This window comes from Micromonospora sp. NPDC005087 (genome assembly GCF_042872965.1).
GTDB lineage: Bacteria > Actinomycetota > Actinomycetes > Mycobacteriales > Micromonosporaceae > Micromonospora.
In genome coordinates, this window is the sequence record NZ_JBIALB010000004.1 from 147,320 (window position 1) to 164,629 (window position 17,310).

Genomic DNA, 17,310 nt, shown 5'->3' on the forward strand with positions numbered 1-17,310 from the left:
CGCGTCCGCTGAGCCGGAGCTGATCTCGACCGTTAGGCTCGGCGGCATGACCGACACACCTGCCGCCACCCCCGGCGGATCCTCGTTCGAGGAGCTCGACGCGCTGTCTACCGAGGAGCTGCGGGAGCGGGCGTTCGCCCGGGCCCGGGAGCACCGTGACGTGGGTTTCTACTGGTCGGTGCTGCGGCACCTGCCGAACGCGGACGAGGCGACGGTGCTGGACGGCGCGCCGAATTCGATCGGCCCGACCATCGACGAGGCGAATGCTCTGTGGCGGGAGCTGACCGGCCACGGTTACGAGGAGTCGGCCCCGCTGCTGCGGGCCGCCTTCATCGACTACCTGTTGAAGCACTGAGCCGGCCGGGGCGGCCCAGGTCCACCCGGTCGGTCGGCTCGGGGTCTGGGCGGATCATCGCGCGGTTCACCCGCACCGGCCCGGCCAGCCGGTACGGTACGGCCGCCGGCACCGGCGCGCTCGCCGTGCTGCTGCTGGTCGGGATCTGCGGCAGCCCGGCGTACACCGGATGGGTCGGCACGCAGACCGACCCGGCGTCGGCCGGCGCTTACTACCTGCGTCTGCTCGCCTGGCCCGCCTGGCGGCTGGACGCGGACGGGCAGCCCGGCGGGTTGCTCGCCGCCGACCTGCGGGCCGTCCTGCTGGTGGTCCTCGCGGTGGCTCTGCTCTACCTGCTGCCCACCGCCCAGGTGGCCCGGGTGCCGGGCCCGGTGAGCCAGTTCTTCTCCGGCTGGGCCGCGTACGTGCTGGCCGGTGGGCTCGCCGCCGTGCTGGCGGCGCCGTTCGGCCAGGACCCGTCGCTGCTCGGCGCGTTGCAGGATGCCAGCAGCGGCGCCGGCTACGGCTTCCTCTGCGGTTGGATCATCGGCGCCGCCAGCCTCGGCGGCCGGGCCTGACCCGACCGGTCGAGCCGGGCGGGTCAGCCCGTCACGCGACCGAGGTCGAGCAGGCGCTGCCGGCTGAGCGCGCCCACGGGTCGGCCGCCGTCGGTCACCACGAGCCGGTCCCGTCCGGACGTGAGCAGCACCGCCAGCGCGTCGTACGCGGAGCCGTCCAGCGGCACGGTGGGCAGGTCCGCCTCGGCGTCGCCGGGCACCGGCTCCAGCGCGTCCCGGTCGAGCTGGGTGACCGCGAGCCGGCGGATGCCCCGGTCGGCCCCGACGAACTCGCGCACGAACGGGGTGGCGGGCGCGCCGAGCAGGGCGGCCGGCGTGTCGTACTGCTCCAGGTGCCCGCCCTGGGAGAGCACCGCGATCCGGTCGCCGAGCCGGACCGCCTCGTCGAGGTCGTGGGTGACCAGCAGGATCGTCTTGCGGACCTCGGCCTGGAGTCGGAGGAACTCCTCCTGGAGACGGGCCCGGACGATCGGGTCGACGGCCGAGAACGGCTCGTCCATCAGGAGCACCACGGGGTCGGCGGCGAGCGCACGGGCCACCCCGACCCGCTGCCGCTGCCCACCCGAGAGTTCGTGCGGGTAGCGGCGGCCGAACTGGGCCGGGTCCAAGCCGACCAGGTCGAGCAGCTCGTCGACCCGGACCCGGGTCTGGTCACGGGACCAGCCGAGCAGCCCGGGCACGGTGGCCACGTTCGCCCGGACCGTCTGGTGTGGAAACAGCCCGACGTTCTGGATCACGTAGCCGATCCGGCGGCGCAGCCGCACCGGGTCGACGTCGGTGACGTCCTCGTCACCGAGCAGGATCCGCCCGGCGGTGGGCTCGATCAGCCGATTGACCATGCGGAGCACCGTCGACTTGCCGCAGCCGGACGGGCCGATCAGCACCACCAGCTCGCCGGCCCTGACCTCCAGGGTGAGGTCCCGGACGGCCTCGGTGCCGTTCGGGTAGCGCTTCTGGATGCCCTGAAGGGAGATCGACGCCGCGCGAGGGGAGTCGGTCCCGCCGGCGGCCTCCGGGGTAACGTCCACGTATGTCCTTCCGCCTGAGCTACCTGGCTGACCCGGGTAACCCCTGGTTCTCCTGGCAGTACGTGCGGGACAACTCTGACACGATCGTCGCGGCGGTGGGTGAACACGCCTCCCTCACCGGGCGCGCGGTGCTGATCGCGGTGCTGATCGCCCTGCCGTTGTCCGTGCTCGCGTACTGGTTCCGCCCGCTGGCCGGGCCCATCCTCGGCGTCACGGGCGTGATCTACACCATTCCGTCGCTGGCTCTGTTCGCGTTCATCGCGCCCTACCTTGGCACCGGCGCCACCACCGTGCTGGTCGGCCTGGTCCTGTACGCACTGCTGCTGATCGTCCGCAACGTGGTGGCGGGGCTCAACCAGGTGCCGCCCGAGGTCCGCGAGGCCGCCGAGGGTATGGGCTACGGCCGGTGGGGCCGGCTGTTCCGGATCGACCTGCCGCTGGCGATCCCGGGCATCATGACCGGGCTGCGGCTGGCCACCGTGTCGACGGTCGCGCTGGTCACCGTGGGGGTGCTGGTCGGGCACGGCGGGCTCGGGCAGCTGATCTTCGCGGGTTTCCAGAACAACCTCTACAAGGCCGAGATCATGACCGGCACGGTGCTCAGCGTGGCGCTCGCGGTGCTCCTGGACCTGCTGCTGGTCCTCATCGGCCGGCTGGTCACCCCCTGGTCCGCCCGGGGCGTGCGGTGAGTGTCGCGGCGAGCCCGGTGCGCCAGGCGGTGATGTGGCTCAACGACCCGCTGAACTGGACCAATCCCGGCGGCATCCTGGACCGGCTCGGTGAGCATCTGGAGATCTCCGCCGCGGCGGTGGCGCTCGGCTGCCTGGTGGCCTGGCCGCTCGGACTCTGGCTGGGGCACACCGGGCGGGGTGGTGGCCTGGTGGTGCTGGTGTCCAACGCCACGCTGGCCATCCCGACCCTCGCGCTGCTGACCATCCTGCCGTTGACGTTCCTCGGCTTCGGCCGTACGCCGGTGGTGGTGGCGCTGGCCGTCTTCGCCGTTCCGCCGCTGCTGGCCAACGCGTACACCGGCGTACGCCAGGCGGACGTGGAGGCGCTCGACGCGGCCCGCGGGATGGGCCTGTCCGGCGGGCAGGTGCTGCGCCGGGTGGAGCTGCCGCTCGCGATCCCCTACCTGGCCGCGGGGTTCCGGACGGCCGCAGTGCAGGTGATCGCCACCGCCGCGCTGGCCTCGTTCGTCAACGGCGGCGGCCTCGGGGAGATCATCCGTACCGGCTTCGGCCTGAGTATCGCGGCCGGCGGGGGTCAGATCCTGGCCGGCGGTGTGCTTGTGGCCGGGCTCGCGTTGCTGGCCGAGCTGGTCCTGGGCGGTGTCGAACGGCTGGTCACCCCCCGTCCGCTGCGGCGCGACCGGCAACGCGCGGGACGACCCCGCCCCGCCGACGCCACCGGCCGCGCCTGATCTGAGCCCGTTTCGTCCGTGGGACGACCCGTTCGGGTGATCGGTCGACGAGCCGGCGACCGGCAGCGAGTTGTCGGTGACGATGCGGTGACGAACTCCACCTCAGGTTGTCGGTCGGTCCCGGAGGATGTTGGGTGGACATTCGCGGGCGGCCGACAGTCAGGATCGCCCGTCGGACACGCGGCCGGCCCGGGACGGGTCGCGCCGGGACACGGAAGGCGGGCACATGCGCGCACGTACACGTCTGGCGATCGGCGCGGTCGGCGCCGTCGCCGCGGCAGGGCTTCTGACCGGGTGCGGTGACGCCGGTTCGTCCGGCACCGACGCGCCCAAGCAGGGCGCCTCCGGGGCCGGGTGCGCCCCGGTCGCCGGGCAGCAGCTCATCGCACTGCAGGACGACAAGAAACTCCAGAACTCCGACAACATCATTCCGGCGGTCAACAGCAAGGCGGCCAACCCGCAGTTGATCGCCGCGCTGGACAAGGTCTCCGCCGTGCTCGACACGCCGAAGCTGATCCAGCTCAACAAGGCCGTCAACGACGACCGTAAGACCCCCAAGGTGGCGGCCGAGGAGTTCGCTTCCGCCAACAACGTCACCGCGGGTGTAGCCAAGGGTCCGGGTGGCGAGATCGTGGTGGGAGCCGGCAACTTCGCCGAGAGCCAGACCCTGGGCGAGCTGTACCGGATCGCGCTCACCGCCGCCGGCTACCAGGTCAAGGTTCAGCAGATCGGCAACCGGGAGCTCTACGAGCCGGCGCTGGAGAAGGGCGAGGTGCAGGTCGTCCCGGAGTACGCGGCGACCATGGCGGAGTTCCTCAACACCAAGGCCAACGGCCAGAACGCCCAGCCGGTCTCCTCGCCCGACATCAACAACACGGTGACCGCGCTGAAGGCCGAAGGTGACAAGGTGGGCATCACCTTCGGCGCCCCGGCCGCCGCACAGGACCAGAACGCCTTCGCGGTCACGCAGGCCTTCGCCGACAAGCACGGCGTGCGGACCCTGTCCGAGCTGGCCGCGAAGTGCTCGGGCAACGCGACCGTGCTGGGTGGTCCGCCGGAGTGCCAGCAGCGTCCGTTCTGCAAGCCGGGCCTGGAGAAGACGTACGGGCTGTCGGTGGGCTCGTTCTCCTCGCTGGACCAGGGCGGGCCGCTGACCAAGAACGGGCTGCGCACCGGCACCATCAGCGTGGGCCTGATCTTCTCGTCGGACGGCGCGTTCGCCACCAGCTGAGCCGCCTCCTGAGGCGTTGACGACGCCCCCGACCTCACCGGGTCGGGGGCGTCGTCAGGTCAGTACGCCCGCGCCCAGCCGGTGCACGCCTCACCAGAGCACACCCGGTACTGCAGCGCGTACGACGAACCGGAGGTGTTCTTCTGGCCGCACCCCGTGGCGGAACCGTTGGGGTCCCGGACGTTGTCGGTGTAACCGGTGTTGAGCCGGACTTCGGTCACCGCGCCGATACCGTTGGCCCGGTCGTCGCAGGCGTACAGCGTGTAGCCGCTGCTGATGACGCCCCCGTGGGCGAATTTGATGTCGCCCATCTTGAGGGTCTGCTCCACCGCCCAGGCCGGCTGGCCGGCCACCAGGACCCCCACCACGGCGGCTGCCGCCACCACGGACACGCGCTTCACCGTTCTCGACGCTCTCATATCCACCTCCATGATTGCCCTGCGCCGATTGAACCACGTGCATGCATCGTCACGGAGTGGGTTATGTAGATGCGGCGATGGATGGCCAGGTCAAGTTCCCCGAGGGGTGTTCAGGTCCGTTCCCCTGAGCGGGGATCCTCGGTAGGCTGCACAGCCATGCCAGCCCCGGTCGCCCCCGATGCCCGGCGTCAACCGCCGCTGCTCACCCTGCTCTTCTGGGCCGGTGTGGGCCTAGCTCCGGTGGCGGCGCTGATCCTGCTGGTCGCCGACGGCAACGGCCCGCTGCGCTTCGCGGCGGTGCTCGCCATCCTGGCGGTGGTGCTGATCGGCCTGTCCATCGCGCTGCGGCCCGACGGTGAGGACGCCTCGGCGCGAGCCGATGAGCTGCTGGACGAAATCGAGGAACTCCGCCGGGAGCTGCGCGCCGAGATCGTCGCCGCCGCGCAGCGCGGTAACCAGGCGCTCGACCAGGCACACCGGGCCCAGGAGGGTGTCGTCGCCGTCCGCCGCCGCCTCGACGCCAGCGGCGCTGCGCTCGCCGGCGGCGTCCCCGCCGCCGCCGAACCGGCGGGCGCCGGCCGGGCCCGGGTATCGGCCGGCGAGCCGGTCGACGATGTCCCGGTCGCCCGCAGCCGCGTGCCGGTGCCCGGCGGCGTCCCGGCGGGCCGGGGTCGGGTGTCGCCCCCGGAGGACGCCGGTGCCCGGTGGGGTCGCCCCGAGCACGCGGACGATGATGAGCCGGCGTACCACCGGGAGGCCCCCGACGCCGGTGCCGAGCCGCCGGCCGCCGGGCTGTACGGCGCGGAACGACCGGCCGCCGGGTACGGCCCGGAACGGCCGGCCGCCGCCGGGTACGGCTCCGTGCCCCGCCCTCGTGAGCACGACCGCCCCGAGTCGGGGCGCCGTCCGGTCGGGGTGGTGCGGCACACCGAGACCGTGCACGTCACCACCCGGCACACCGTGGTGGACGGCGGCCCGGCCGAGCCGGGTGCGCGGTACGGCGGCGGGTACGCCGGGCAGTGGACCCCGCCGGCGCAGGAGTGGACCCGGGGCGGCGGCGCGGAGGAGCGTTCCCGGGGCGCGCAGCCCGCGACCCGGGGTGAGCCCGGCTGGACGGCCCGCCGCGACGAGCCGGAGTGGACCGATCCGCGCGACGCGTACCCCCAGCCCGACGAGTCCGGCTGGGGGGCCCGGCCGCAGCCCGTCGCGGACCGGTCGCAGCCGGATTCGTGGGCGGGCCCCGACGACCGCGGCTGGTCGGAGCAGCGGGAACCCGACCGGGCGACGGCCGCGGCGCAGCCCGGACCGGCTCTGCGGGCCGACGACACCGGTGAGTACTGGTCGCAGCTGCGGGCCGGTGACCGGTGGGCCGCCGTTCGGGACGACGAGAACGGCCGTGAGTTGCGGGTCGGGGAGCGCCGGGCCGAGGTGCACGCCGACGCCACGGGCGCCGAGTACCGGGTGGCCGACAGCTGGGCCTCCGTCCGGCACGAGGAGCCCCGCCGCCACGAGGAGTCCCGCCGGCACGAGGACGCGCGCCACTACGACGAGCCGCGCCGGTACGACGAGCGCGAGCCGTACCAGCGGGACGAGCCGGCGCGCCAGCACGACCGCGACGGCGGTTGGCGGGACGAGCCGGCGGACCGGCCGGCGCTGCCGGTGGGCGGCGTGCCGGTGCCGGACGAGTGGCGCCCGCCGCGCCAGCGGGGCCACCAGGCGGAGCCCGCGCCGGAGCGGGCCGGCCGACGCCGGGTCGACGAGCGGTACGGCTACCCGCCGCAGGACGACGTGCCGCGCGCCGGGGGCGCCCCGGCCACCGACCGCTGGCGCTGACCGGTCACTTGTCGATGTCGCCGACCACGAAGAACATCGAGCCGAGGATGGCGATCAGGTCCGGCACCAGGCAACCGGGCAGCAGGGTGGACAGTGCCTGCACGTTGGCGTACGACGCGGTGCGCAGCTTCAACCGCCAGGGCGTCTTCTCACCCCGGGACACCAGGTAGTAGCCGTTGATGCCGAGCGGGTTCTCGGTCCAGGCGTAGGTGTGCCCCTCCGGCGCCTTGAGCACCTTCGGGAGGCGGGTGTTGATCGGCCCGGTCAGCCGGTCCACCCGGTCCAGGCACTGCTCGGCGAGGTCCAGCGAGGCGTACACCTGGTCGAGCAGCACCTCGAAACGGGCGTGGCAGTCACCGGCGGTGCGGGTGACCACCGGCACGTCCAGCTGGTCGTAGGCCAGGTAGGGATCGTCACGGCGTAGGTCCAGGTCGAGCCCGGACGCCCGGGCCACCGGCCCGGACGCGCCGAACGCGGCGGCGTCCGCGGCGGAGAGCACGCCCACGCCCACCGTCCGGGCCAGGAAGATCTCGTTGCGCCGGATCAGGTGGTCCAGGTCGGGGAGCCGCCGGCGTACCTCGCCGATCGCCGCGCGGGCCCGGCCGGTCCAGCCGTACGGCACCTCCTCCTTGAGGCCGCCCACCCGGTTGAACATGTAGTGGATCCGCCCGCCGGAGACCTCCTCCATCACCGCCTGGATGGTCTCCCGCTCCCGGAAGGCGTAGAAGACCGGCGTGATCGCGCCGATCTCCAGCGGGTAGGAGCCGAGGAACATCAGGTGGTTGAGCACCCGGTTCAGCTCGGCCAGTGCCATCCGCAGCCAGGTGGCCCGCTCGGGCACCTCCATGCCCATCAGCCGCTCCACCGCGAGCACGACACCCAGCTCGTTGGAGAACGCCGAGAGCCAGTCGTGCCGGTTGGCCAGCACGATGATTTGCCGGTAGTCGCGTACCTCGAAGAGCTTTTCCGCCCCCCGGTGCATGTAGCCGATGATCGGTTCGCAGGCGATCACCCGCTCGCCGTCGAGTACCAGCTTCAGCCGCAGCACGCCGTGGGTGGAGGGGTGCTGCGGGCCGATGTTCAGCACCATGTCGGTGCCGAGCTGCTGATCGCCGGTGCCGGCGACCAGGCCGGCCCCGGTGCCGACGGTCAGTTCACGGAGGTCCCCGGCGTCGGTGGTCATGCCCGTCATCGTGCCACGGCCGGACCGAGCGGGATGCCGACCGGTTGGCGCAGCCACCAGTGCCCGCCGAGCCCGGCCGGGTCAGTCAGCTCGGCCACCGCCGACGCGGCGGCCAGCGCCCGCACGTACCCCGCCGGGTCGGTGCCGGCCAGGCTCAGCGGCGGTCGGCCGCCGTCGGCCCCGAGCGCCCGCAGCGCCTCCCGCTGCGAGACCAGGGAGTACGCACACCGAGCGACCGCCGCACCGGCGGAGGCGACCGAGTCCATGGCCACGTGCGCGGTCACATCACTCGAACCGTCCGGCACCGGAGGCACCTGCCGCCCGGCCCGGTACCCGGTCAACGTCCCGTCGACCGGCCGGCTCTCCCGCAGATGTCCGTAGTCCACGGCCAGCGCCATCCCCCGCTCGATCCTGCTCACCGCGTCCGCCCACGCCTCGTCCCGCGTCCTTCCGATTTCTGCCCGGAAACCCGACTCGCTCGCGCTGGTCGCGTCCGTCCAGGTCGTGAGCCAATCAAGATCATCGAGGCTGACCAGTTCGCCAACAGTTTCCGAACCGCTCTCGGGATCGACCAACACATATCGCCAGCCATCTGTCGTGTGCACCGCCACGTCCAGCGGAACGTTGTCCAACCACTCGGTTGCCAGCAGCAACCCATTGATCCCAGCAGGAATCTCAGACACCCACCCGATCTCCTCCGGTAGGTGCTCGGGACGGGGCGCCAACTCGACTGCCGTGAACCGCACGCGTTCCGCGAGCGACGGACGAACGGCGACCGCCGACGGCTCGTCCCCAGAGGGACGGACGGCGGCCGTGGGAGTCAGGGTTTCCGGGGAGCCCGCCTGCGGAGGGATCAAGCCTGACCGCCCGGAGCGGGTGGGCTCCCCGGAAACCCCCACCGCGAGCCCGACGGCGTCCCCGGCTGAGACGAGCCTGAGCAGGGTAAGAAGCAGTTCGCCCCGCCCGGCGCCCACGTCGACCACGGAGAGGCGGGAAGGGTGGCCCAGGGCTGTGTCCACCTCTGCGATCAGGCGTAGCAGTGCGCTGGCGAACGCCGGGGAGGCGTGCACGCTGGTTCGGAAGTGATCGGCCGGCCCGGTGCCAGCGACGAAGAAGCCGTCCGGCCCGTAGAGGGCCTGGCTCATCGCGTCCCGCCACAGCATCGACATCAGCTCAGTCCGGGTTCGGGGTGCGTCACCGTGCCGACCCTACGGTCACCTGGCGGATCGACCCGCGCACCCGGCCGAGTGCCGGACAGGAACTGCCGGTGTCCCGGCAGGAGTCAGGGCCGCCGTTCGCGGCTCATGCCTGGAAGTAGTGCCCTTCGTTCAGGTCGGCGATCAGGCGGGGGTGGGAGGGGGTCCAGTCCAGCAGTTCGCGCGTGATCGCGGACGACGTCGGATTGTCCAGCTGCACGAACGAGCCGAGGAAGCCGAAGTGGTCGTTCGCCTCATCGGCGCTGATGCTTCGGACCGGGATGTCGAGGTTGCGGCCGATGGCAGCGGCGATCTGCTGGAAGGGGACTCCCTCGTCGGCGGCTCCGTGCAGGCGCGCACCGGCCGGGGCCCTTTCGAGGGCGAGCCGGTAGAGCTCGGCCGCGTCGAGCGTGTGCACGGCCGGCCACCGGTTGGCGCCCTCGCCGACATATGCGGCGTACCCGTTCTGCCGGGCGGCCGCGATGATGGCGGTGATGAAGCCGTAGTGGTCGAGCGAGCTGTGCACGGTGGGCGCGAGCCGGACGATGGAGGAGCGCACACCGCGGGAGGCAAGATTGGCTACGAAGTTCTCCGCGTCGATCCGGTAGCCGCCGCTCGGGAAGGTGTCGCGTTCGGTGCCGGGGCGGCCGACGATGCCGCCCATCGCGAGCATGGCCGTTCCGGTCGTGCCGACGAGGGGTTTGCCGGAGCCATCCAAGCCGTCGGCGAGTGCCTTGAGGGCGTCCAGATCGGCCGCGGCGGCACCGGCCAGGTCGCCGTTGATCATGAGGTCGTGGCGGAACGCCAGGTGGATCACCCCGTCGGAGGCCGCCGCCTCTTCCCGAAGCACGTCGAGGTCGGACAGGTCGCCGCGGCGTGCCTGGGCGCCGAGCTTCTCGATCGTGGCGGCGGACGCGTCTGAGCGTGCCAGGCCGACGACGTCGTGTCCGGCGGAGAGCAGTTCCGGCACGACCGCAGAGCCGAGATGGCCGGAGGCACCTGTGACGAATACGCGCATGGTGGTTCCTTCGTGTGAGTACCGATGTCACTTGGCGACATCACCGTAGCTCGCGATGTCACCGCGCGACATCCCTCGGACGAAATAATGTCGCGGTGTGACATCGGATACCATCGCCACATGGCCCGCTGGCAACCGGACGCGCGCGGCCGCCTGGAGGCGGCCGCCTTCGAGCTGTTTCGTGAACGCGGGTTCGAGCAGACGACGGTCGCCGACATCGCCGCCCGCGCCGGCCTCGACAAACGCACCTTCTACCGGCTCTTCGGCGACAAGCGCGAGGCGCTCTTCAGCGGCGGCGGGCACCTGGAGGAGGTCCTGGTCAAGGCGGTGGCCGAGACGGACGCCGCCCCTTTCGAGGCGGTCGTCGTCGCCTTCCGTCGGGTGGCGGAGGAAATCTTCGCCGACCGCCTTGAGCTGGTCCGGGTGCGCCAGTCCATCATTGCGAGCAGCCCCGAGCTCCAGGAGCGTGAGCTGCGCAAAGGGACCTCAATGGTGGCCGCGGTCATTACCGCGCTGCGTGCCAAGGGCCTCGGCGAGACTACGGCCACCCTGGCCACCGAGTCGGGTGTCACAGTCTTCCGGGTTGCGTACGCCCGTTGGGTCGCGCCCGACAGCGACGCCCCGCTCACCGACCTGATCGCCGAGGTGGCCACCGAGCTGCGCGCGATCACGTCGGCCCCGGGGCCATGCCCCGACCGTGGTCGGCCGTGACCTCCACCCCGCTGCCCGGGTGATGCACCCCGCCGCTGGTCCCGCACCGGTTGGGAAGGGCCCTTGAGGCGTTAACAAGGGGCCCATTCTTCGGTGGTGAACGTTTTCACACATCCTGTTTCGGCTCTGTGACGCGGGCGCATACTTGCGATCGACCGGTACCCCTTCTCGAGGACTGGATCGTCGTCATGAGCGCACCGCTGCGCCCGCGTCCGGCCGCCCCTCACGGGCCCGCCGTTCTCGGTGCTCCCCCCGCCACCTCCCGTCTGCTCACCGTCGGTGTCGTTGGCGCCGGCCGGGTCGGTGCCGTGCTGGGCGCCGCACTCGCCGCCGCCGGCCACCGGGTGGTCGCCGTCACCGGCGGCTCCGGAGCCAGCCGTGCCCGGCTCGCCCTGCTGCTGCCGGAGGTGCCCCGCCGCCCGGTTTCCGCTGTCGCCCACGCCGCCACCGACCTGCTGCTGCTCGCGGTGCCGGACGACGCGCTGGCCGGTGTGGTGGCCGACCTCGCCGACCGGGGCGCACTGCGCCCGGGCCAGATCGTCGCGCACACCTCCGGCGCCCACGGGCTGGCCGTGCTGGCGCCGGCCGTCGCGGTGGGCGCCCGGCCGCTCGCCCTGCACCCGGCGATGACCTTCACCGGTACGCCGGACGACCTGACCCGGCTGGCCGGCATCTCGTACGGGGTGACCGCTCCGGCGGAGTTGCGCCCCCTGGCCGCCCGACTGGTCGCCGACCTCGGCGGAGTGCCCGAGTGGGTGGGCGAGGCCGACCGCCCGCTGTACCACGCCGCGCTGGCCCACGGCGCGAACCACCTGGTGACCCTGGTGAACGAGGCCACCGACCGGCTGCGCGACGCCGGGGTGGCCCGGCCGGAGAAGGTGCTCGCCCCGTTGCTGCGGGCGGCCCTGGAGAACGCGCTGCGGCTCGGCGACGACGCGCTCACCGGCCCGGTCTCGCGTGGCGACGCGGGCACGGTCCAGCGGCACCTGGCCCGGTTGGCCGCGACCGCCCCGGAGTCCGTTCCCGCGTACCTGGCGCTGGCCCGGCGTACCGCCGACCGGGCGATCGCCGCCGGCCGGCTGCGGCCGGTGGACGCGCAGTCGCTGCTCGGCGTGCTCGCCGACACCACCCGGCAGGTGAACGCGTGAGCGCGAGGAGTGAGCCGATCTTGCGAGCCTCGCAGTGCTGGACGGAGGTGACGCGATGACGCAGCTTGTGCACACCCGCGCCGACCTGGCCGAGGCTCGTGCCGGGCTGAAGGGCACGGTCGGTGTGGTGATGACCATGGGTGCCCTGCACTCCGGGCATGAGACGCTGCTGCGCGCGGCGCGGGACCGGGCCGACCACGTGCTGGTGACGATCTTCGTGAACCCGTTGCAGTTCGGGCCGAACGAGGACTTCGACCGCTATCCGCGGACCCTGGACGCGGACCTCGAGGTGTGCCGTCGGGCCGGCGCCGACGTGGTCTTCGTCCCGTCGGTGGCCGAGATGCACCCGGACGGCCAGCCCCGGGTGCGGCTCGACCCGGGCCCGCTCGGCGAGGAGTTGGAGGGAGCGAGCCGGCCCGGCTTCTTCCACGGGGTGCTCACCGTGGTGCTGAAGCTGTTCCAGCTCACCCAGCCGGACCTGGCGTTCTTCGGAGAGAAGGACTACCAGCAGCTCACCCTGGTCCGGCGGATGGCCCGGGATCTGGACGTGCCGGTCGAGGTGGTCGGTGTGCCGACCGTCCGGGAGCCGGACGGGTTGGCGCTGTCCAGCCGTAACCGCTACCTGAGCGGGCCCGAGCGCGCCGCCGCGCTGAGCCTGTCCGCCGCGCTGCGGGCCGGTGCCCAGGCCGCCGATGCCGGTCTGGACGCGGGGGCGGTGCTGACCGCCGCGCACGCCGCGTTCGGCGCCGGTACGCCGGGTGCCCGGCTCGACTACCTGGTGCTCACCGATCCGGAGCTGGAGCCGGGGCCGGTGTCCGGGCCGGCGCGGCTGGTGATCGCCGCGTGGGTGGGCGCCACGCGGTTGATCGACAACGCGGCCATCCACCTCGCTCCCCGCCCCTGACCCGGCCGCACCCTCCACCACTTTCGCGAAAGGCCATCCCGATGCTGCGGACCATGCTCAAGTCGAAGATCCACCGCGCCACGGTGACCCAGGCCGACCTGCACTACGTCGGTTCGGTGACGGTGGACGAGGATCTGCTCGACGCCGCCGAACTGCTCCCCGGCGAGCAGGTGGCGATCGTGGACATCACCAACGGTGCCCGGCTGGAGACGTACGTCATCCCGGGCGAGCGGGGCAGTGGCGTGATCGGCATCAACGGCGCGGCCGCGCACCTGGTGCACCCTGGTGACCTGGTCATCCTGATCTCGTACGGGCAGATGGACGACGCCGAGGCCCGGTCGTACCGGCCGCGGGTGGTGCACGTGGACGCCGACAACCGGGTGGTCGAGCTGGGCGCCGATCCGGCTGCGGCGGCTCCGGGCACGGCCGGCGACCCGGTGCCGAGCCCGCTGGCCGTGGCCAGCGTCTGATCCGCGCGGCGATTCCGGTCTGTCACCGGAAGGTCATTTCCGGTTACCCTTGTCACGCCGTCGGAAGCTGGTCGGTGGCTGGGGGAGGCCGCGATGCGCCGTGCGATGACGACCCTGCTCGCCGCCGCCGCCACGGCAGTTCTGCTGGTCGGCTGCGCCGGAGACGGCGGCCTGGACGATGATCTGACCGATGACTGGGCGGCCCTGCCGCCAGCGGCGGCGCTCACCCCGGTCGCCGGGGTGTGTCAGGCCGCCGACTTCACCGACGTGGTCACCCTGGCCAGCTACCAGCCGATGGACTGCGCCGGCCCGCACCGGTTGGAGACCGTGCACGTCGGCGCTTTTCCGGTCGAGCGGGCCACCGCCCCGGCCGGTGGCTCGGCGGAGCTGCGTGGCGCGTTCGCCGACTGCGACACCCGGGCCACCGGGTATGTGGGCGACGACTGGCGGGCGGGCCGGCTGCGGCTGTCGGTGGCGCTGCCCTCGGCGCCGGGCTGGGCGGCCGGATCCCGCTGGTACCGGTGCGACCTCAGCGAGCTGACCACGGTGGAGGCGGCGGCCACGGTGGTGGTCCGGTCGGGCAGCCTGCGGGACGCGTTGAAGGGGCCCTCCGGGCTGCGGCTGGGCTGTCAGCAGACCCGCGGCGGGGCCGGCCGGGGCGTGCAGACGCTGATCCCGGTGGAGTGCGGCGCTCGGCACGACGCCGAGTTCGTCGGGGTCTGGCGAGCGCCGGACCGGCCGTACCCGACCCGGGATGCCGACTGGGCTCCGCTCTACACGGGTTGTCGCAGCGTCCTCGGCCGGTATGTGGGGGTGCCGGACGACGCCGAGCTGCGGTTCCGCAGCGGAGTGGTCGTTCGCCCGCCGGGTGCGGGGCGCTGGCGGGTCGGTGACCGGGGGGTCCGCTGCTACCTGTGGCTCAGCGACCGTACGGTGACCGCCTCGCTGCGGAGCGCGGGCCCGGCGGGGCTGCCGGTCCGGACGAAGTGACCATGGCCCACCGGTCTGCGCGGCGCGGTGGGTGCGGGACGGGGTAGCCCATACCACTCGTCCCGCCCCCGGCGCCCCGGACGAGGACGGTTCGGGTTGACTGGGGGGATGGACCTTCCGACCGTCGACCTGCCGGCCCTGCCCCCGTTGCTGGCCGCGCCCGCGCCAGGCTGGGTGGAGACCACCGACGTGATCGTGGTGGGTTCCGGGGTCGCCGGGTTGACCGCGGCGCTGCACCTGCGCGAGGCGGGCCTGCACGTCACGGTGGTCACCAAGGTCAATATCGATGACGGCTCGACCCGGTGGGCGCAGGGCGGCATCGCGGCGGTCCTCGATCCGCGGGACACTCCGGCGGCGCACGCCTCGGACACCGAGGTCGCCGGCGTCGGGCTCTGCGACCCGGCGGCTGTCCAGGTGCTGGTCGAGGAGGGCCCGGTCCGACTGCGGGAGCTGATCCGGATCGGCGCCGAGTTCGACCGCCACCCGGACGGCTCGTTGATGCTGACCCGTGAGGGCGGGCACCGGGCGGACCGGATCGTGCACGCCGGCGGGGACGCCACCGGGGCCGAGGTGCAGCGGGCGCTGCACGCGGCGGTTCAGCGGGACCCGTGGATCCGGTTGGTCGAGCACGCCCTGGTGCTGGACCTGCTGCGCGCTCCCGGCGACGGCCCGGACGGGCTCGGCCGGGCCTGCGGGATCACCCTGCATGTGCTCGGCGAGGGCAGCGAGGACGGCGTCGGAGCGCTGCTGGCCCGGGCGGTGGTGCTGGCCACCGGCGGGATGGGCCAGATCTTCGCGGCCACCACCAACCCGGCGGTCTCCACCGGGGACGGGGTGGCGCTGGCGATGCGGGCGGGCGCGGCGGTGACCGACGTGGAGTTCGTCCAGTTCCATCCGACCGCCCTCATGACGCCGCCCGGTGCCGGTGTGCCCGGCGCCGGGCACGCGCAGCAGCCGCTGGTTTCCGAGGCGCTGCGCGGCGAGGGCGCGTACCTGGTGGACGGGGACGGCAAGCGGTTCATGGTGGGCCAGCACGAGCTGGCCGAGCTGGCTCCCCGGGACGTCGTGGCCAAGGGCATCCACCGGGTGCTGCTCGCCACCGGCGCGGACCACGTCTTCCTCGACGCCCGGCACCTGGGCGGGGAGTTCCTGGCCGGGCGGTTCCCGACCATCGTGGCGTCCTGCCTGGCGATCGGTGTCGACCCGGCCACGGACCTGATCCCGGTCGCCCCGGCCGCGCACTACGCCTCCGGCGGTGTCCGCACCGATCTGTTCGGCCGCACCTCGATTCCCGGCCTGTACGCGTGCGGCGAGGTCGCCTGCACGGGCGTGCACGGCGCGAACCGCCTGGCCAGCAATTCGCTGTTGGAGGGTCTGGTCTTCTCCCGGCGGATCGCCGACGACATCGCGGCGGGCCTGCCCGAGCAGGTCCGACCGGCGGACACCGGCGCGTGGCGCGGTGGTGCGGGCTGGGTGCTGCCGGCCGAGGCGACGCCGGCCCTGCAACGGGCGATGACCCGGGGCGCCGGGGTGCTCCGTTCGGCTGCCACGCTGGCCGAGACGGCCGGGACGCTGACCGAGATGGGCACCGCCCGAGGTCGGCCGCGGACGGCCGACTGGGAGGCGACGAACCTGCTCACCGTGGCGTCGACGTTGGTGGCCGCAGCGTACGCGCGCGGTGAGACCCGGGGTTGCCACTGGCGGGAGGACTTCCCGACGGCCGACGAGCGGTGGTTGGGCCACCTGGTCGGGTCGGTCGGGGCGCAGGGTCGGTTGACGCAGCAGTGGGAGGGACGGCAACAGTGAGCGCGAGGAGTGAGCCGGTGTTGCGAGCCCCGCAGTCGCGAACGGAGATGGCCCAGTGAGCGCGAGGAGTGAGCCGGTGTTGCGAGCCCCGCAGTCGCGAACGGAGATGGCATTGACGGAGTCGACGCAGCGGGCGTTGCGGGCGGGCGGCCTGGACCCGGCGCAGGTGCGGACGGTGATCGAGACCGCGCTGGTCGAGGATCTGGGGCCGGACTTCCTCGACGTCACCAGCGTGGCCACCATCCCGGCGGAGCAGACCGACACCGCCGATCTGGTGGCCCGCGCGGACGGCGTGGTGGCCGGGCTGAGCGTGGCCGCCGCCGTGTTCGAGCTGGTCGGCGAGGTGACCGGCTTCGGCCGTACCGTCGAGGTGTCGCAGGTGGCCTGCGACGGCGAGCGGGTGGCCCGCGGCGATGTGCTGGCGACGGTGACCGGGCCGACCCGGCTGCTGCTCACCGCCGAGCGGACGGCGCTCAACCTGCTCTGCCGGATGTCCGGGGTGGCCACCCACACCCGTGCCTGGGCGGACGCGCTGGCCGGCACGAAGGCGATGGTGCTGGACACCCGCAAGACCACGCCGGGCCTGCGGGCGCTGGAGAAGTACGCGGTGCGGGCGGGCGGCGGCACCAACAAGCGGATGGGCCTCTATGACGTGGCCATGATCAAGGACAACCACAAGCTCGCGGCCGGGGGCATCACCGCGGCGTACCGGCGGGTCCGGGAGGCGTTCCCGGAGGTGCCGGTGCAGGTCGAGGTGACCACGGTCGACGAGGCGCTGGAGGCGGTGGACGCCGGCGCGGACTTCCTGCTCTGCGACAACATGACTCCGGAGACGCTGGCCGAGGCGGTGGCCGCGGTGGGTGACCGGGCGGAGCTGGAGGCGACCGGCGGGCTCACCCTGGAGGTGGCCGGCCGGTACGCGGCCACCGGCGTGGACTTCCTCTCGGTGGGCGCGCTGACCCACTCGTCGCCCATCCTGGACATCGCGATGGACCTGCGGATCGAATGACGGGTACGCGGCCGGCGGCGGGCCGGGCC

18 protein-coding genes are annotated in these 17,310 nt (G+C 73.1%); 13 read left to right on the forward strand and 5 right to left on the reverse strand.

Features of this window, described 5'->3' with window-relative positions; all coding sequences use genetic code 11:
• Positions 1–46 precede the first annotated feature (46 nt).
• Positions 47–355, forward strand: coding sequence for a hypothetical protein (locus ACFYPS_RS11730; RefSeq protein ID WP_089021851.1), 309 nt, complete (start codon positions 47–49; stop codon positions 353–355).
• Positions 356–480: 125 nt separating this feature from the next.
• Positions 481–912, forward strand: coding sequence for a hypothetical protein (locus ACFYPS_RS11735; protein ID WP_387324223.1), 432 nt, complete (start codon positions 481–483; stop codon positions 910–912).
• 23 nt (positions 913–935) lie between these two features.
• Here the strand turns inward: ACFYPS_RS11735 and ACFYPS_RS11740 are convergent, their stop codons facing one another.
• Complete coding sequence (locus tag ACFYPS_RS11740; protein ID WP_387324226.1) at positions 936–1,940, reverse strand: ABC transporter ATP-binding protein; 1,005 nt, start codon at positions 1,938–1,940, stop codon at positions 936–938.
• Positions 1,941–1,942: 2 nt separating this feature from the next.
• Here ACFYPS_RS11740 and ACFYPS_RS11745 point away from each other — a divergent pair, with 2 nt between their 5' ends.
• The 3 genes from ACFYPS_RS11745 to ACFYPS_RS11755 all read left to right on the forward strand — a co-directional run bounded on the left by ACFYPS_RS11745 (position 1,943) and on the right by ACFYPS_RS11755 (position 4,594).
• Complete coding sequence (locus tag ACFYPS_RS11745; protein ID WP_354963435.1) at positions 1,943–2,629, forward strand: ABC transporter permease; 687 nt, start codon at positions 1,943–1,945, stop codon at positions 2,627–2,629.
• A 32-nt stretch (positions 2,630–2,661) separates the two neighbouring features.
• Positions 2,662–3,363, forward strand: coding sequence for an ABC transporter permease (locus ACFYPS_RS11750; protein WP_387324630.1), 702 nt, complete (start codon positions 2,662–2,664; stop codon positions 3,361–3,363).
• 226 nt (positions 3,364–3,589) lie between these two features.
• Complete coding sequence (locus tag ACFYPS_RS11755; RefSeq protein ID WP_387324229.1) at positions 3,590–4,594, forward strand: glycine betaine ABC transporter substrate-binding protein; 1,005 nt, start codon at positions 3,590–3,592, stop codon at positions 4,592–4,594.
• 59 nt (positions 4,595–4,653) lie between these two features.
• Here the strand turns inward: ACFYPS_RS11755 and ACFYPS_RS11760 are convergent, their stop codons facing one another.
• Positions 4,654–4,995 carry a hypothetical protein gene (locus ACFYPS_RS11760; protein ID WP_387324232.1) on the reverse strand — a complete coding sequence of 114 codons (342 nt, stop codon included), beginning with the start codon at positions 4,993–4,995 and terminating at the stop codon, positions 4,654–4,656.
• Positions 4,996–5,169: 174 nt separating this feature from the next.
• Here ACFYPS_RS11760 and ACFYPS_RS11765 point away from each other — a divergent pair, with 174 nt between their 5' ends.
• A complete protein-coding gene (locus ACFYPS_RS11765; RefSeq protein WP_387324234.1) occupies positions 5,170–6,846 on the forward strand; it encodes a hypothetical protein in 1,677 nt (558 codons plus the stop codon).
• Between the two features lie 4 nt (positions 6,847–6,850).
• Here ACFYPS_RS11765 and ACFYPS_RS11770 read toward each other — a convergent pair whose 3' ends face one another.
• The 3 genes from ACFYPS_RS11770 to ACFYPS_RS11780 form a co-directional block, all read right to left on the reverse strand.
• Positions 6,851–8,038 carry an NADH-quinone oxidoreductase subunit D gene (locus ACFYPS_RS11770; RefSeq protein ID WP_387324237.1) on the reverse strand — a complete coding sequence of 396 codons (1,188 nt, stop codon included), beginning with the start codon at positions 8,036–8,038 and terminating at the stop codon, positions 6,851–6,853.
• The gene (locus ACFYPS_RS11775; RefSeq protein WP_387324240.1) at positions 8,035–9,198 is read right to left on the reverse strand and encodes an SAM-dependent methyltransferase; all 1,164 of its coding nucleotides are present in this window, start codon (positions 9,196–9,198) and stop codon (positions 8,035–8,037) included. Before ACFYPS_RS11775 ends, ACFYPS_RS11770 begins: the two co-directional genes overlap by 4 nt.
• Positions 9,199–9,331: 133 nt before the next feature.
• Positions 9,332–10,243, reverse strand: a complete 912-nt coding sequence (locus ACFYPS_RS11780) for an SDR family oxidoreductase (protein WP_387324243.1) — start codon at positions 10,241–10,243, stop codon at positions 9,332–9,334.
• Between the two features lie 120 nt (positions 10,244–10,363).
• Here ACFYPS_RS11780 and ACFYPS_RS11785 point away from each other — a divergent pair, with 120 nt between their 5' ends.
• The 7 genes from ACFYPS_RS11785 (at position 10,364) to nadC (ending at position 17,281) form a co-directional block, all read left to right on the forward strand.
• On the forward strand, positions 10,364–10,954 hold the full coding sequence (locus ACFYPS_RS11785; RefSeq protein ID WP_387324245.1) for a TetR family transcriptional regulator: 591 nt from the start codon (positions 10,364–10,366) through the stop codon (positions 10,952–10,954).
• Between the two features lie 188 nt (positions 10,955–11,142).
• Positions 11,143–12,102, forward strand: coding sequence for a Rossmann-like and DUF2520 domain-containing protein (locus ACFYPS_RS11790; RefSeq protein ID WP_387324248.1), 960 nt, complete (start codon positions 11,143–11,145; stop codon positions 12,100–12,102).
• A gap of 55 nt (positions 12,103–12,157) precedes the next feature.
• The gene (gene panC / locus ACFYPS_RS11795) at positions 12,158–13,006 is read left to right on the forward strand and encodes a pantoate--beta-alanine ligase (protein ID WP_387324250.1); all 849 of its coding nucleotides are present in this window, start codon (positions 12,158–12,160) and stop codon (positions 13,004–13,006) included.
• Between the two features lie 41 nt (positions 13,007–13,047).
• Entirely contained in the window at positions 13,048–13,476 is a 429-nt protein-coding gene (gene panD / locus ACFYPS_RS11800) for an aspartate 1-decarboxylase (protein ID WP_387324253.1), read from the forward strand.
• Positions 13,477–13,569: 93 nt separating this feature from the next.
• Positions 13,570–14,466: a septum formation family protein gene (locus tag ACFYPS_RS11805; protein WP_387324255.1), complete on the forward strand. Its 897-nt coding sequence runs from the start codon at positions 13,570–13,572 to the stop codon at positions 14,464–14,466.
• Positions 14,467–14,574: 108 nt separating this feature from the next.
• The gene (locus tag ACFYPS_RS11810; RefSeq protein WP_387324257.1) at positions 14,575–16,272 is read left to right on the forward strand and encodes an L-aspartate oxidase; all 1,698 of its coding nucleotides are present in this window, start codon (positions 14,575–14,577) and stop codon (positions 16,270–16,272) included.
• A 106-nt stretch (positions 16,273–16,378) separates the two neighbouring features.
• Positions 16,379–17,281 carry a carboxylating nicotinate-nucleotide diphosphorylase gene (gene nadC / locus ACFYPS_RS11815; protein WP_387324259.1) on the forward strand — a complete coding sequence of 301 codons (903 nt, stop codon included), beginning with the start codon at positions 16,379–16,381 and terminating at the stop codon, positions 17,279–17,281.
• Positions 17,282–17,310 lie beyond the last annotated feature (29 nt).

Coding starts and splice junctions, on each gene's coding strand:
- ACFYPS_RS11730 (WP_089021851.1), top strand. CDS start 47: ATGACCGACACACCTGCCGCCACCCCCGGCGGATCCTCGTTCGAGGAG.
- ACFYPS_RS11745 (WP_354963435.1), top strand. CDS start 1,943: ATGTCCTTCCGCCTGAGCTACCTGGCTGACCCGGGTAACCCCTGGTTC.
- ACFYPS_RS11750 (WP_387324630.1), top strand. CDS start 2,662: ATGTGGCTCAACGACCCGCTGAACTGGACCAATCCCGGCGGCATCCTG.
- ACFYPS_RS11755 (WP_387324229.1), top strand. CDS start 3,590: ATGCGCGCACGTACACGTCTGGCGATCGGCGCGGTCGGCGCCGTCGCC.
- ACFYPS_RS11765 (WP_387324234.1), top strand. CDS start 5,170: ATGCCAGCCCCGGTCGCCCCCGATGCCCGGCGTCAACCGCCGCTGCTC.
- ACFYPS_RS11770 (WP_387324237.1), bottom strand. CDS start 8,038: ATGACGGGCATGACCACCGACGCCGGGGACCTCCGTGAACTGACCGTC.
- ACFYPS_RS11775 (WP_387324240.1), bottom strand. CDS start 9,198: ATGTCGATGCTGTGGCGGGACGCGATGAGCCAGGCCCTCTACGGGCCG.
- ACFYPS_RS11780 (WP_387324243.1), bottom strand. CDS start 10,243: ATGCGCGTATTCGTCACAGGTGCCTCCGGCCATCTCGGCTCTGCGGTC.
- ACFYPS_RS11785 (WP_387324245.1), top strand. CDS start 10,364: ATGGCCCGCTGGCAACCGGACGCGCGCGGCCGCCTGGAGGCGGCCGCC.
- ACFYPS_RS11790 (WP_387324248.1), top strand. CDS start 11,143: ATGAGCGCACCGCTGCGCCCGCGTCCGGCCGCCCCTCACGGGCCCGCC.
- panC (WP_387324250.1), top strand. CDS start 12,158: ATGACGCAGCTTGTGCACACCCGCGCCGACCTGGCCGAGGCTCGTGCC.
- panD (WP_387324253.1), top strand. CDS start 13,048: ATGCTGCGGACCATGCTCAAGTCGAAGATCCACCGCGCCACGGTGACC.
- ACFYPS_RS11805 (WP_387324255.1), top strand. CDS start 13,570: ATGCGCCGTGCGATGACGACCCTGCTCGCCGCCGCCGCCACGGCAGTT.
- ACFYPS_RS11810 (WP_387324257.1), top strand. CDS start 14,575: ATGGACCTTCCGACCGTCGACCTGCCGGCCCTGCCCCCGTTGCTGGCC.
- nadC (WP_387324259.1), top strand. CDS start 16,379: ATGGCATTGACGGAGTCGACGCAGCGGGCGTTGCGGGCGGGCGGCCTG.